Annotated in this window: 11 protein-coding genes; 4 read left to right on the forward strand and 7 right to left on the reverse strand. The window is 44.9% G+C overall.

Features of this window, described 5'->3' with window-relative positions; genetic code table 11:
• Nucleotides 1–3 precede the first annotated feature (3 nt).
• The 3 genes from Q0R88_RS18500 to Q0R88_RS18510 are packed head-to-tail and all read left to right on the forward strand — an operon-like array spanning nt 4 to nt 3,298.
• On the forward strand, nt 4–477 hold the full coding sequence (locus tag Q0R88_RS18500; protein WP_295718963.1) for a (2Fe-2S)-binding protein: 474 nt from the start codon (nt 4–6) through the stop codon (nt 475–477).
• Entirely contained in the window at nt 474–1,109 is a 636-nt protein-coding gene (locus Q0R88_RS18505) for a hypothetical protein (protein WP_295718964.1), read from the forward strand. Before Q0R88_RS18500 ends, Q0R88_RS18505 begins: the two co-directional genes overlap by 4 nt.
• A 32-nt stretch (nt 1,110–1,141) precedes the next feature.
• On the forward strand, nt 1,142–3,298 hold the full coding sequence (locus Q0R88_RS18510; protein WP_295718965.1) for a xanthine dehydrogenase family protein molybdopterin-binding subunit: 2,157 nt from the start codon (nt 1,142–1,144) through the stop codon (nt 3,296–3,298).
• A 131-nt stretch (nt 3,299–3,429) separates the two neighbouring features.
• On the opposite strand, the gene Q0R88_RS18515 is transcribed toward Q0R88_RS18510, so the two are convergent.
• Entirely contained in the window at nt 3,430–4,710 is a 1,281-nt protein-coding gene (locus Q0R88_RS18515; RefSeq protein ID WP_295718966.1) for an epoxide hydrolase, read from the reverse strand.
• A gap of 540 nt (nt 4,711–5,250) precedes the next feature.
• On the opposite strand from Q0R88_RS18515, the gene Q0R88_RS18520 reads away from it, so the two are divergent.
• A complete protein-coding gene (locus tag Q0R88_RS18520) occupies nt 5,251–5,958 on the forward strand; it encodes an adenylate/guanylate cyclase domain-containing protein (RefSeq protein ID WP_295718968.1) in 708 nt (235 codons plus the stop codon).
• A 90-nt stretch (nt 5,959–6,048) separates the two neighbouring features.
• Here Q0R88_RS18520 and Q0R88_RS18525 read toward each other — a convergent pair whose 3' ends face one another.
• The 6 genes from Q0R88_RS18525 to Q0R88_RS18550 all read right to left on the reverse strand — a co-directional run bounded on the left by Q0R88_RS18525 (nt 6,049) and on the right by Q0R88_RS18550 (nt 13,793).
• Nucleotides 6,049–7,404, reverse strand: coding sequence for a hypothetical protein (locus Q0R88_RS18525; RefSeq protein WP_295718970.1), 1,356 nt, complete (start codon nt 7,402–7,404; stop codon nt 6,049–6,051).
• Nucleotides 7,404–8,138: a superoxide dismutase gene (locus tag Q0R88_RS18530; RefSeq protein WP_295718972.1), complete on the reverse strand. Its 735-nt coding sequence runs from the start codon at nt 8,136–8,138 to the stop codon at nt 7,404–7,406. Before Q0R88_RS18530 ends, Q0R88_RS18525 begins: the two co-directional genes overlap by 1 nt.
• Nucleotides 8,139–8,252: 114 nt before the next feature.
• Nucleotides 8,253–9,083, reverse strand: coding sequence for a DUF4397 domain-containing protein (locus Q0R88_RS18535; RefSeq protein ID WP_295718973.1), 831 nt, complete (start codon nt 9,081–9,083; stop codon nt 8,253–8,255).
• A gap of 10 nt (nt 9,084–9,093) precedes the next feature.
• On the reverse strand, nt 9,094–11,859 hold the full coding sequence (locus Q0R88_RS18540; RefSeq protein ID WP_295718975.1) for a TonB-dependent receptor: 2,766 nt from the start codon (nt 11,857–11,859) through the stop codon (nt 9,094–9,096).
• Between the two features lie 105 nt (nt 11,860–11,964).
• Nucleotides 11,965–12,927, reverse strand: a complete 963-nt coding sequence (locus Q0R88_RS18545) for a cytochrome c peroxidase (RefSeq protein ID WP_295718977.1) — start codon at nt 12,925–12,927, stop codon at nt 11,965–11,967.
• A 197-nt stretch (nt 12,928–13,124) separates the two neighbouring features.
• Nucleotides 13,125–13,793, reverse strand: coding sequence for a YceI family protein (locus tag Q0R88_RS18550; protein WP_295718979.1), 669 nt, complete (start codon nt 13,791–13,793; stop codon nt 13,125–13,127).
• Nucleotides 13,794–13,803 lie beyond the last annotated feature (10 nt).

Raw genomic sequence — 13,803 nt, forward strand, 5'->3', positions numbered from 1 at the left:
CTTATGATCACAATTACAGTAAACGGGAAACAGCACCAGGTCGATGCTGATCCTAACATGCCGTTACTATGGGTAATCAGGGATGTCATCGGCCTAACCGGCACTAAATATGGTTGCGGTGTAGCGCAATGCGGGGCCTGCGTTGTACATTTGAATGGTGACGCTGTACGTTCCTGCGTTACAAAATTAAGCCGTGCGGCAGGCCAGCAAGTAATTACGATTGAAGGCCTGTCAGAAAATAATAACCACCCTGCGCAGGTGGCATGGAACGAAGAAAATGTACCGCAATGTGGTTATTGCCACTCAGGACAAATTATGTCGGCTGCGGTTTTGTTAAAAGAAAACTCCAATCCCAGCGATGCTGATATTGATAGCGCCATGGCAGGTAATATCTGTCGTTGCGGAACCTACCAACGTATTCGTAAGGCCATACATTTAGCTGCTGAGTTGCAGAGAAAGGAAGCTGCAAGCAAATGAAACATCAAATAAAAATTCCGGTGAAAGCATTCGCTGTGGTCAGCGTTCTGCTGATGACGGTCGGTATCATGGCGTTTGCGCTCCATAGCGATGACAAAAAAAGCAAGGTGCATGCATCAATGCTGCCAGTTGTAAAAAAGGATAGCATAGCATCCGTTAAGGCATTTAAACAAGTATATACGGTGCTGACGAGTGCCCGATGTATGAACTGTCACCCGTCTGGCAACATTCCTTTGCAGGGAGACGACAGTCATCTGCATACCATGTCTCCCCAAAGAGGAATTGATGGTAAGGGTGTATACGCCATGAAATGTTCCAATTGCCACCAGCCTACCAATACCCCCGGCTTACATACTCCTCCCGGTAATCCCAACTGGCACCTGCCACCGGCAAATATGAAGATGGTTTTCCAGGGCCGCACACCGCGCCAATTGGCTGAGCAATTGATAGATCCAAAACAAAACGGCCACAAAGACTTGAAAAAGCTGATTGAACACGCAGATGATGGCCTGGTACTTTCGGGTTGGAACCCTGGCGAAGGACGCAAATTGCCACCTATGAGCCACGCGGCATTTAAAAAAGCGTGGATCACCTGGCTTACAACAGGTGCGTATGCACCCAAAGGGAAATAAGAACGATTTATTTACACTTAACTCAATACCTTATGAGTACAAGTAACATATCAAGAAGAAACTTTTTAAGGGCCGCCGGCCTTACCGGAACAGCTCTTTTTGTCGGTCTTTACTTCTCTTCAAACGCTGAAGAAGCTAAACTTGCTACCGCCGATTCTGCGATGGCTTCGGATATAGAGATGAATGCCTGGATACATATTGACACAAATGGCAAGGTTACCATATTCAGCCACCGCGCTGAGATGGGCCAGGGTGCTTACCAATCCGTCCCGCAAATCGTGGCAGAAGAGCTGGAAGTCAATTTGAAGGACATCAATATCCGCTTTGCGCAGGGCAACCGGGAGAAATACGGTAATCAGGTAACCGGTGGCAGTTCGACCATTCGTGGGTCCTATAAAAATTTACTTAAATTAGGTGCATCAGCGCGTGTAATGCTCATTTCGGCGGCTGCCGCAAAGTGGAGTGTACCAACATCAGAATGTTATGCACAGTCAGGACACGTGCTACATCGTCCTTCAGGCAAAAAATTCCATTACGGCGAGTTGGTAGAAGCCGCATCAAAACTGGAAGCTCCTAAAGATATTGTGTTGAAAAACAGATCGGATTATAAATTGATCGGGAAACCGCTGGCAAGGCTGGATACCCCCTTGAAAACGAATGGTGTCGCAGTATTCGGGCTGGATTTTAAACTCCCGGGCATGTTGTACGCTGTCGTTGAGCGAAACCCGCGATTGCGCGGAAAGCTCAAATCTTTTGATGCCAGTGCGGCACTGAAAGTTCCCGGCGTAAAAAAAGTGTTTAAGATACAAACCGGAGTATTTCAAACATTCAGGGATGGTGTTGCTGTGGTGGCTGATAGCACCTGGGCTGCCATACAGGGTCGAAAAGCATTAACGATTGAATGGGACGACACCGGATTTGACCACGTGAACACCGCCGACATTTACAAAAAGCAAAACGAGCTTATCAATAATGAAGAAGGCTTATCCGCAAGAAAACAGGGTGATCCTGATTCGATATTAAGCGCTGCTACCCAAAAGCTGGATGTTGTTTATGAAACGCCTTACCAATCACATAGCGCGATGGAGCCACTGAATTGTGTTGCTTTTTATCAAGCGGACAAGTTGGAGATCTGGGGACCGATACAGGCGCCAGAATGGGTACAGGATTACATCTGCGCACAATTCAAGTTACCGAAAGAAAAAGTAATTGTTAATATGACCTTTTTAGGCGGAGGTTTCGGGAGAAAAGCATTCATGGATTATCCGCATGAGGCTTGCTTGATTTCTAAAGAAACCGGTACGCCTGTGCAGGTAGTATGGACAAGAGAGGACGATATGACACAGGGCCCCTATAGGGCCGGGATAACTTACCGGTGCCAGGGAGCGATTCAGGACGGTCAAATCAGCGCACTCAAATTCAGAATGGCCGGGCAGAATATCGGGCACTGGCAGGGTGCACCGAAAGATAAGCCCAACCGCAGTACCACTGAAGGATTTCTTGCTCCTTATTATAAAAGCATCCAGCATATAAGTTTCTCGGATATACCTTTTGAAACGCCCATCCCGAACGTATGGTGGCGGTCGGTTTATGCTTCTACCAATGGTTTTGCTTTTGAAAGCCTGCTTAACGAAATGGCCCATCTCGCAAAAAAAGACCCTCTTGATTTCAGAAGGGCATATTTAAGGGAAGAGCGGGAACAGAAACTGATCGATAAATTAGAGGAAGTTTCTGGTTGGAAATCTAAAAAGAATGGTGACGGATTCGGGGTAGCGATTACCGAATGTTTTTCAACCACCGTTGGCCAGATCGTTAAAGTTTCACGAAAAGCCGACGGGAAAATTAGAATCGATCAGGTATGGGCGGTGGTAGACTGTGGTTGGTACGTAAACCCCGATATCATCCATGCCCAGGTAGAAGGTTCGGTATTGATGGCGCTTGGTGCTGCTACTACTCATCAGATTACCTTCAAAGATGGTTTGGTAGAACAACGAAATTTTTATAATTATCCAATGCCAAGAATCAATGATATGCCATTGTTGGAGGTACACATTATGGAGAATGATGCAAATGCCGGCGGTGTTGGTGAACCGGGGCTACCACCATTTGCACCGGCACTGACGGCTGCCATTTTTGATCTGACGGGTAAACGGATAAGGAAACTGCCATTTGATATGAGCAACATTTAAGGTGGTTAAATGAAAGAATGAATTTACCTGAAAGGCAATGGCGACACAATTCATGGGGCTTACTAAAAGGGATTTGATATATTAATAAAACTAATGAGGGTAAGCCAATGACATCGCCGCTCCCACTAGGATTAACGAATGGATTTGAATGCTGCACGCATCTCCTGAACAAACAGTTGGGGTTCTCCCCATGCGGCAAAATGTCCGCCCCGGTCAACTTCATTGTAATAGATGAGGTTTTTATAAGCACGGCGTGCCCAGCTTTCCGGAGAAGCATAAACGTCGTTCGGAAATGTGGTAACCGCTACCGGGATAGTAATCTGATCAGATTTCATTACACTTGCACTAATAATACTATTGTTTCGGTTTTCCCAATAAATTTGGGCGGAAGAAGAAGCCGTATTGGTTAACCAGTAAAGCGAAATATCATCAAGCACCTGATCTTTGGTTGGCAGCTGTTTGGGATCATTGCCATAAGACCAGTCATCGAAGCCGGGATGTAAAAAAATCCATGAAGCAAGACCTATCGGTGAATCTGTTAAACCATAGCTTACTCCCTGGGGTCTTCGCTCCATTGTTGTTTTATAGATAAACCCACCGGTCTTAATTGCATTGCTAAGGTGTTGGAAAGCTGCACTTTCCTTTTCAGAAAAGCCTGCAGGTATAGTATTGCCTCCCAAAGCCATTGCTGCCTCAATAGGTAACGTTGCCGGTAAATTACTGTGAATACCCAATAAGCCATTTGGCGCCTGCAGTGCCATAGCTTGGACAATACCCGCGCCCCAGTCTCCACCCTGAGCGACATAACGCTTGTATCCCAGGCGTTCCATCAGCACAATCCAGGCCTTCGCAATACGATCATTATTCCAGCCTTCCGTGGCCGGTTTGCCAGAAAAGCCAAATCCGGGCAATGAAGGTATAATAACATCGAAAGCATCTTCTGCTTTTCCTCCATAGGCGGTCGGGTTGGTCAGCGGTTCAATAACATCTATAAATTCAAAAACTGATCCGGGCCAGCCATGGCTTAAAATAAGCGGCATTGCATTTTTATGTTTTGATTTGACGTGGATAAAATGGATATCGACACCGTCAATTTTGGTTTTAAACTGTGGATACGCATTTAATTTAGCTTCCGCCTTTCTCCAGTCATAGGCTGTTCCCCAATACCTGGCAAGCTCCTGCAGCTTGGCAAGCTTCGCGCCCTGTGAGGCATCTTCCACAAGTTCTTTTCCCGGCCATTTTGTAGCTGCAATACGCTGGCGAAGGTCTCTGACATCGCTATCGGAAATATTTACCTTAAATGGCCGTATACTCTCGTCAGTTTTTGATTTGCCCTGTGCGACAGCGGTAGCAACTTGCATCATCAATACTCCGGTAGCTACCATTCGGGCAATATTATTTAGCATCTTCATTTATTGTTGTATTTCAATTATTAACTGTTTCTGTTCCGATTTCTAACGCAAAGGTAGTATCGTAGGGACGGAACGATAAGGATAACATAGCTGAAGTAGGCAAAGTTATGGGCGAAACGGACACGGACGGTGCTGACTTATATCGTAGCCTAAGGGTGATCTTAAATGGTATCATGATTAGTTATGCCGCTTATTCGGCAACGCAAATTTACCGCGTACATGAGTGAAACGCTGGTAATCGGGGTACAAGATGAGGGGCAAAACTCCACTGTTCCGAGCGTTTTTAGGCACTGAAAGGAAAAAAATTGATCCCTTTAAAGATACGGAGAAGTAAAAAGGAAATGAATGGCTATTAGTTTCTATATGCCCGCCTGGTAAGCACTTTGATGAAAGGGTCAGCAAAACTATAAATAAGGTGGCTTGCTCAATCGTTTACCGATTCAATCCCGGTTTTTACCGGTTTCCCGGAACGGTTAACCAGATTATACTGGTAGCCCTCCCATCCTGCGGTTAATTTCGTCCTGTCAACAAGCTGATCTTATGAGTAACCGCATAAAATGTTTTAAAAGCTTAATCGTCTATACTACCATGGAGCAGAATTATTTAATCCCGAACCCAGCGCCAACTGTACCCGACCAGGAACGGGAACTGGCGATCTTATTCCTGGATATCCGGAACTTTACCCCCCTGATGGAAGCACAGCCAGGCCAAACCGTTATACAGGTTGTTCGCCGTTTATTCACTACGTTCAACCAGGTAGTGAAGAATTTCGGGGGCCGGGTAGTAGAAGTTGCCGGGGACAGCCTGTACGTGGTGTTTGGTTTACAAACCGGGTTGAAAGAATCAGTGGATCATGCTTACCAGGCCGCTAAAGTTATGTTCCAGACCGTTAGTCTTTTCAATGAAGCTTACACCGAGCCCTTTTACGGCGGCCCGCTGGAAATCGGCGTAGGCTTACACGCCGGGAAGGTTTTCGTCGGCGAGTTTGGCTTAGATAACGGCCCTCAGTTATCGGTCATGGGCCTGCCCGTTAATATCGCTTCCAGGCTCCAGGCCAAAACCAAAGAGCTGGATAACGACCTGATCATTTCCGAATACGCCTACCAGTTATTATCCGGTGACAAGGCCGTAGTCCGGCATGAAACAGTGAAACTGCAAGGCATTAGCCAGGGACAGCAAGTCCGCTTAGCGGGCAAATCCTACAGCGCCCGGCAAAACATGGATTATTTAATGGCAATATCCGGCTAACATCCTTTAAATTCTCCGCAAACCTGCTGCCAATTTTCAGCCTTGCAGGGCGCTTATATCGAACAACCTTTAACACCAGTCCAGTGCTTATCAATCGCCTGCGACCTTTGTATTTCTTTTTACAGCAAGCGGATATTGCCGATCAACGCGATTGAGCTCAATATAAACCGAATCTTTATGCCCATCTAATCCCTTTAAAATAAATCTGCCAGGCTTTGGGATCGTATAATTCAACACGGTCTTTTCACTGGTATCTGCGCGGTTTTTCAATGTGAATACGTGTTTAACGGTATCGACGTCATAACCATAAAACAGCCTGCCTATGTTACCGTAATACTCGGTAGTACGGATCTTATTTTGTGTGTTAAGTTTAAAAGGCCTGGCTACTTTAATGCTGATGGTATTGAATTTTTCAAAAACTACATTTTGCCAGCGCAGGCTATCGTTAGGAGAATATGGGATAAATCGGTTATTTATCCTAAACTCATCCACATTATAAAACCCTGTAAAGCTTTCTACCCCATTATCCAACGGCAATTTAAATGTTTTACCCGCTGCGTAGAGCTTTTCGTAATGATAACCCCGGTAAACGAGAAAAATAAAAATAAAACCAATTTTAAGTGCAATGCGCCCCACCCTCTTCCATTGCTGCGGAAAAACAGGCGGCCGGATATAGCTAATCGCCGCCTCTTTGTGCTCGATAAGAAGCTGCCAGAATTTGGTCGAATCTTTTGCAAGCAGCAATAGGGATAATAATAACAGGTGCAGGCTCGCAAGCTCCACCCCGGCGTCATAACCAATATTTACAAACCAAATAGGGAGCAGTATAGCGATCATCATTAGGGCCCCCAATGTTGTAGTGCGCCTGAAAAGAATAAGAATAGTGGCCGTGAGTTCAAAGATGCCTGCAAAAACCTCAAAAAACGGAGATACCCCGGTTGTAAGCCAATATAGTTTTCCTGGTGTAAAATCTCCAAGACTGGTGTTTAACTGGCTGATGGTTGGAAAAGGCATTTGCACAGGGAATACTTTAGCAATAGCAAACCACGACATTCTTAAAACAATCTGGTATCTCACTAAAATAAAGAACCAGTTATAAAGGCCTCCATCACCGGTATTGAGATCTGCTACATTTTTATCCTTATTGATTTGCTTTTCAACCAATAACCAAACTGTACCGGCAACCAAACAAATTAACAAAGTGATAAACCAGCCAATATAGTTTTTACCTCCCTGGCTGCTGAAGAACCAGGGATTATTTTGGCTAATCACATCCAGCCATCTCCAGGGATAGTTTGCCACTGAAAAACCTGCATCAAAGTCCTGGCTGTAAAAGGAAGGAACAAGCGGTATAATAGTTACAGCGCCATAAACGATAAATGTTCTTAAGAGAACCCGATTGTGCCATTTCCAGGCTAGGTGGGCAAAATTATTTGTATTTCTCATTAACCCAATCGTTTATTAACCTCGTTCCAGTTAATTACATTCCACCAACCGGCGATGTACTCATTACGCCTGTTCTGGTACTTTAGGTAATAAGCATGCTCCCAAACATCCAGTGCCAGTAAAGGCACTCCCTTTACCGCAGCATTATCAAATAAGGGGTTATCCTGGTTGCCGGTAGATGCAATAGTTAATTTACCGTTCACATTTACCAACCATACCCAGCCCGATCCAAAGCGGGTTAGCGCGGCTTGTGTAAATTGTTCTTTGAACTGTTCAACAGATCCAAATGCGGCATTCAAAGCATCTTTAATCCTGCCATCAGGCCCGGTTGGGTTTGGCGTAAGGCTTTGCCAAAAAAAATTGTGATTCCAGGCACCTCCGCCGTTATTACGTGCTTTGGGCGACAGCTGCGAAGCGTGATCAAAAAATTCCTTTTCGGTAGTAAAGGTTAGCTTTTCGGCACCAATGGCCTCATTTACATTTTTGATGTAAGCGGCATGGTGCTTAGTATAATGTATTTCGTTTGTGAGCGCATCTATATGTGGCTCCAATGCTTTATAGTCAAAGCCCAGCGGAACCTGTGCAAACTTCAGCACATCGCCAGGTATGGTTGCTGCGCTTTTGGGAGATGCTAACGCGTTTTCGCTATTTAAAATCAGTGGACCGGTCACGGCTATGGCAACGGTTGCCTTTAAGGTATTTTCTATAAATTCTCTACGACTACTATTTTTCATTATGATGATGTTGAATTATAAATTGATTGATTAAAAAATAAAGCCGCCCGGCCAAAACCGGGACGGCCTCATCGGCACATCTATTAAATCACTGCTATTTGTGCTGTATTTTTGTTAATTATGGGTAATGATAGTAGCGCCAATAGCTGTGCTGCCGGGTGTTCCGTTGATATAAATGGTATATATTTTACCGGATGCTAAAGCAACATTACTTAACTTATCATTTAGTATGTTCACGACTGAATGATCTGCAGATTTACTGACAGAAAAATTAACCGTGCCAGCGTCAACACTCACAAAGGGCCCAAGCGACCATGCGTTATATCCTGTTCCGGAAAGAACTGATCCACCGGCTCGACCATACACTGTATTGGTAAACAAGGCGGTTTGCCCGGCTATTCCAAAATCAACGGCGGCATTGCCGGGTGCCAGATGCACAAATCTTACTTTGGCTTTGCCGGCAGCCGGCGCACTCAGGTCGTCATAAAACAGGATGAGCGAATCGGCAGTAGCCTTGGTGTTTTTCACTGCGAATACAGTATGATAGTAAGCGGCTATAGGCCCGTTAGGGCCGCCTGTTGTTGTAAAAGCGGCACTGTTGCCAAACTGGCGCGATGCTTTGTATGAGGTGTTGGTACCCTCCGTAAAATTGATCTGCACATCGCCAAATTGGGTATCAAGGTAATCTGTTTTGGCATTTACGGCTACAGCGGCTTTGGTTACCTGTGTGGTATAAGTCCAAAACTGGATACCTGCATTTACCGGCCTTGCATTTACAAAGCTGATATGAGCAGCAAGCGCGGGTCTATTGGCATCGTTGATGTTCAGGTAATCTGTTTTTTTGCAGGAAGAGGCCAATAATAATATGCCCGCAAACAGTAAAGTTAACTTGTATGGTGTCGGCCTTAGCGCCAACCTGTATATTTTATTATAATTGTTATTCATGATTTGCAGCTTATAAATGAGCAGATAGTTTAATAAATGGCTGGATGCCCGCGCTGCCGTTTTGGATACCAACAACGGTAGGATTGCGTAAACCAGCTATGGATGGATCGGTATAATCTCCAACGATATTGAACACGTTGTTTACACCGGCGGTAGCCTGTAGTTTGGCTGTGAATTTATAGCCTATGGATAGATCTGTCACCCAGATTGGTTTCAGGTTCTGGTAAAAGTAAACCGGGTTAAGCGGATCGGCAGCGCTCAGCAGCGATGCGGTGGTTACCTTACCAAAGTAAACGGTGCGCAGTAAGAAGGTGAATTTATCCAAACTATAAATGCCCTGAAGATTGATCTTTTGTGCTGGGATATTAGTGGTAACCCTGGCCCTTTCTCCCGGGCTTAGTATCACATTCTTATACGCTTCTAATCCCTTTGGAGTATTTACTTTAGTCACTTCGTTTTTGGAAAAGTTCCCGCCGAAAAGGAAGTTGATATTGCCTTTATCTAACAATACCTTATAGCTGCCGGTAAATTCTATACCCCTGGTACGGGTGCTGAATTCATTGTAAAAGAAATTTGCCTGCGCTGCACCTGTCTGTTGGAAAAGGGTTTTAACATCTGCAGGAAGATTGGCATCAGTGGAGGTAAAGTTGCCGGTGTTACCTACCCTGTTATCTATCTTGATCAGGTAGGCGTCCACGGTCAGTTCTACATTACTGCCGGGTGCCGAGGTAAGGCCCAGCGCGTATCCTTTTGATTTTTCGGGCGTTAATTTAGGGATACCCAATGCCCTTGCCGCCGCGCTTTGATTAGATGCTGTTAAAATATCAACTCCCCTGCCCTGCTGAAACGTAGTAGAAACTGAGGTGTAATAAGATTGTGCCAGGTCTGGTGCCCGGAAGCCTGTATTGGCCGATCCACGGATATTCAACCACCTGGCAAAACTGTAACGGGTGGCAGCCTTCCAGGTAAACACATTGCCGAAATCGGAAAAATATTCTGCACGACCAGCACCCGATATCAGCCATGCTTTGGTTACATTCAGTTCCACATCAGCGTAGCCGGCGGTTACAGAACGGCTGACGTTCACCGCATTCTCGGGCCGGAAACCCAGGTGGATCTGCGAACCGGCGGCGAGGCCGTTCAGCGAAGTTACGCCAGCATTTGATAAGTAAGCAATACCGCCAACAGTAGTGTCAACATCCACAATAGTGCGTTGGTCTGCCTTGGAATAAGAGCCTTCCTCGCCTGCTATGATCTGGAAACTTTCTATCCGGTGCTGCGCGCCAAAGGCTACGTTTAACCCTTTTAAAACCTTTTCAAAGTAGCGGCTAAAGTCGAGCCCTGTGGTGTTTTGGCCTGCGTTATATCTGCCCGCATCAAAGCTGGTCGGGCTTTTCAATCCAAGGCTGGCGTTTAATGAATTATCCACCCGGTTGGTGAAACTATTCTTTCCAAATACGTTGGATAGATCTACATTCCAATCGCCAACCTTGCCTTTTATACCCACAGCTATTGAACCGTCAACAATGTTATTTTCCATGGCCGGTAAAAAACCATCCGGGTAAATAAAGTTATTGTTCCGCGATGTCCATCCGGGTAAACGGTAAACGGCGGTAAACTGGGAATTACGGCTGCTGATACCACCGAATGCGTATATATCTGTGGTTTTATTTAATGGAAAGCCAGCGTTGAAAGACAGCAATGCGTCCTGGCCTGCATTGGACCCGCCGCCACGCTGATCAAAAAAATGACGGTCAATGCCGCGGCTTTTTAAAATGGCATCATCAATTTCTTTAGTATAAATAGCATCATAAGCGCGCGTATTTGCACCGCCGCCATAAATGGGCCCGTTATATAATCCGGCATTGGCTCTTCCTGCTGGCAACGCGATGGCCTGCGTTGCGTATTCAGCAGTGGCATTAATATAACCTCCTGTGCTGCCTAAGCCAACACCATAATTTACGCTTGTACGCGTTGTTGCACCGTCACCACGCCTGCGGGTGCTTCCTGATGTATTAACGGCCAGGTCATCCGTTTTTTTCTTAAGTACGATATTGATCACGCCCGCAATCGCATCAGATCCATATTGAGCTGCCGCGCCGTCGCGCAGGATCTCAATCCTATCGATAGAACCTGATGGAATAGAATTTAAATCGTACCCGGTTGATCCATTGCCCAGGCCGCCATAATTTACGTTAGCGCTTTTATGCCTGCGCTTGCCATTTACTAAAACCAATACCTGGTCGGGCCCCAGACCGCGAAGCTGGGCTAAACTAAGTGCCGAACCGGCATCACCGGCATTACTTCCGTTAACGGAGTGGAAAGAAGGCGAAATATATTGCAGCAACTGCGTTACGCTCACCTGCGGTGCAGATTCCAGCAAAGGCTTGATATCGATAATATCGACAGCCGAAGCCGAATTAAGCTTGGTGCGGTTGGCATTACGCGAACCGATGATCTGCACCTCGTTAAGATCATTACCTGCAGGCTTAAGCACTATTTTAAACTCTTTTAGTCCGTCAATCTCTACTTCCTGGCTTTCGTATCCTAAAAATGAAAACACCAGGTACTTGCCATTGCGTACTACGATACTAAAAGTACCGTCGGCTTTGGTAACCGCGCCTTCATTTAATCCTTTAATGCGTATAGATACGCCCGGTAATGGGGCTTTATCATCGGCAGCGGTGACTATTCCGCTAACCGTTCGTTTTTGTGCGAATATATTTTGCCCGTAAGCGAGGCTGAAAAATATAAGCAGGAGTACAATTTTCTTCATTTTACAATAGTTTTAGACAAAGCGGTGGCTATAGCAGGTATTTTTTCTGCCCTGCATACGCAATCGATGTCCGTGATTAATTAATTATTTAAAGGGGGAATTATTTCAGTTTGAAGCGAATTTCTGTTTAAAACGATCGTCGGTAAGTGCTTTCAAAAATTCAACTATATCGTTTATTTCTCCGTCATTCAGGTTCAAAGGCTTATCTAACGACAGGTCGCGGTTGATGCCATCCTTAACAATAAGAGATGGATTGTTATAATATTCAACCACGCTTTTCAATGTTTTAAACTTTCCGTTATGCATATAGGGAGCGGTAACCGCAACATTGCGCAGGCTCGGTATCTTAAATTCGCCATCTTCCGTTTTGTTGTTAGTGATCTTTGAACGGCCCGGATCATTCAGATCTTTACCATTGTACAGCCCTATGCTTTTAAACCTATCGGCCGTAAAATCTTCGCCCGAGTGGCAGTTGTTACAATTGGCCTTACCAATAAACAAGAGGCGGCCACGGGCTGCAGATGCGGTTAAGGCGTTATCGTCGCCATTAATATAACGATCATATGGGCTGTTTGAGGTTTCAAGCGTCCGCTCAAAGGAGGCGATGGCCTTCAACAGATTATCTTTGGTGGGTGTTGATTTAAATATCTTTTGAAATGCATCAGCGTAGTATTTATTTTCATTTAATTTCTTTACGGCATCTTCAATAGGAAGCCCCATTTCTGTAGCCGATGTGATAGGCCCCAGAGCCTGTTCTTCCAGGGAAGATGCGCGTCCATCCCAAAAAAGGTGTGGCCGGCCCGAAAGATTAGTCAATCCGGGTGAGTTTCTTGACGTAAGGTTACCTTTTATGCCAATGCTAAACGTAGCGGTATCGGCAAATGCAAACTCCGGTTTATGGCATGAGGAGCAGCTGATGGTATTATCACCAGATAGTATTGGGTCAAAAAATAATTTTTCGCCCAATTGCTCTTTTGTTTGCACATCATCTTTGGTGCCCACAAAACTCATAAAGCTTATCAATGTACTGATAGCTATAATAACCAGAAGTATATTTCCTTTTTTCATATCCTTATGCATTCATATTGCTGCCGATAAGCCTGTCCGGATCTTTGCCGGGGTACCCAATGCGCCCCGGCTCCTGATCCGTTTCCAAACTTTACGCGAGTTTTTAAATGCTATTTTTAGTCAAAACAATGGCCATCCACCTAAAATGGTGGCTATAATTTTATCAGATCTTTAAAATTTGTTAGCTCAGTAAAAGCTTATTGCGCGCTGGCGTTAAGGTTTACGTTTAAATCAAAATCATCGTAGATCACCTTATCACCCAGGTTTTCAAAAAAGTTTTTTGAGCGGAATTTGATATCGTACTTGGTACGATCGATAGTGATCTTTGCAGTAGCAGCCAGCTTCTTGCCATTAACTGTTACCGTTGCCGGGAAGCTCACATCATTGGTAATCCCTTTTATAGTAAGCTTACCTTTAACATCGTATTGGTTTCCTGAAGTTTTTGTGGCTGATGAGATCACAAAATTAGCCTTAGGGAATTTTTCTGTATTGAAAAAAGTCTCGCTTTTTAAAGTACTAACCAATTTATCGTTTGATGCCTGGTCGGTAAGGTCAGCATCGGTGATGGTATTAAGGTCGATATCGAAGCTGCCACCTTTAAGCACATTATTTTCAATGGCAAAGTTGCCGTTGCTTACTTTTACTTCGCCGTTATGATCGCCTGTAGCTTTTTTTGCGGCCCAGGTAAGTTTGCTGCTTTCATTATCGACTTTAAAGGTTGATATTTTTAATTTTTTATTTGATGTAACGGTTTTGATGGTGGCAGCCCTGCCTTTAGTTAGTTTAACACTTTTAATAGTTGATGGTGTAAACGCGGTTAGCGATACGAATGCTGTAAATAATACAGCGCCTGATAATTTAGTCATGGTGGTTTTT

This window comes from Mucilaginibacter sp., assembly GCF_025362475.1.
Classification (GTDB): domain Bacteria; phylum Bacteroidota; class Bacteroidia; order Sphingobacteriales; family Sphingobacteriaceae; genus Mucilaginibacter.

Bases quoted from the DNA above. Each gene is read 5' to 3' on its own strand.
- Q0R88_RS18500 (WP_295718963.1), top strand. From the start codon at position 4: ATGATCACAATTACAGTAAACGGGAAACAGCACCAGGTCGATGCTGAT.
- Q0R88_RS18505 (WP_295718964.1), top strand. From the start codon at position 474: ATGAAACATCAAATAAAAATTCCGGTGAAAGCATTCGCTGTGGTCAGC.
- Q0R88_RS18510 (WP_295718965.1), top strand. From the start codon at position 1,142: ATGAGTACAAGTAACATATCAAGAAGAAACTTTTTAAGGGCCGCCGGC.
- Q0R88_RS18515 (WP_295718966.1), bottom strand. From the start codon at position 4,710: ATGAAGATGCTAAATAATATTGCCCGAATGGTAGCTACCGGAGTATTG.
- Q0R88_RS18520 (WP_295718968.1), top strand. From the start codon at position 5,251: ATGAGTAACCGCATAAAATGTTTTAAAAGCTTAATCGTCTATACTACC.
- Q0R88_RS18525 (WP_295718970.1), bottom strand. From the start codon at position 7,404: ATGAGAAATACAAATAATTTTGCCCACCTAGCCTGGAAATGGCACAAT.
- Q0R88_RS18530 (WP_295718972.1), bottom strand. From the start codon at position 8,138: ATGAAAAATAGTAGTCGTAGAGAATTTATAGAAAATACCTTAAAGGCA.
- Q0R88_RS18535 (WP_295718973.1), bottom strand. From the start codon at position 9,083: ATGAATAACAATTATAATAAAATATACAGGTTGGCGCTAAGGCCGACA.
- Q0R88_RS18540 (WP_295718975.1), bottom strand. From the start codon at position 11,859: ATGAAGAAAATTGTACTCCTGCTTATATTTTTCAGCCTCGCTTACGGG.
- Q0R88_RS18545 (WP_295718977.1), bottom strand. From the start codon at position 12,927: ATGAAAAAAGGAAATATACTTCTGGTTATTATAGCTATCAGTACATTG.
- Q0R88_RS18550 (WP_295718979.1), bottom strand. From the start codon at position 13,793: ATGACTAAATTATCAGGCGCTGTATTATTTACAGCATTCGTATCGCTA.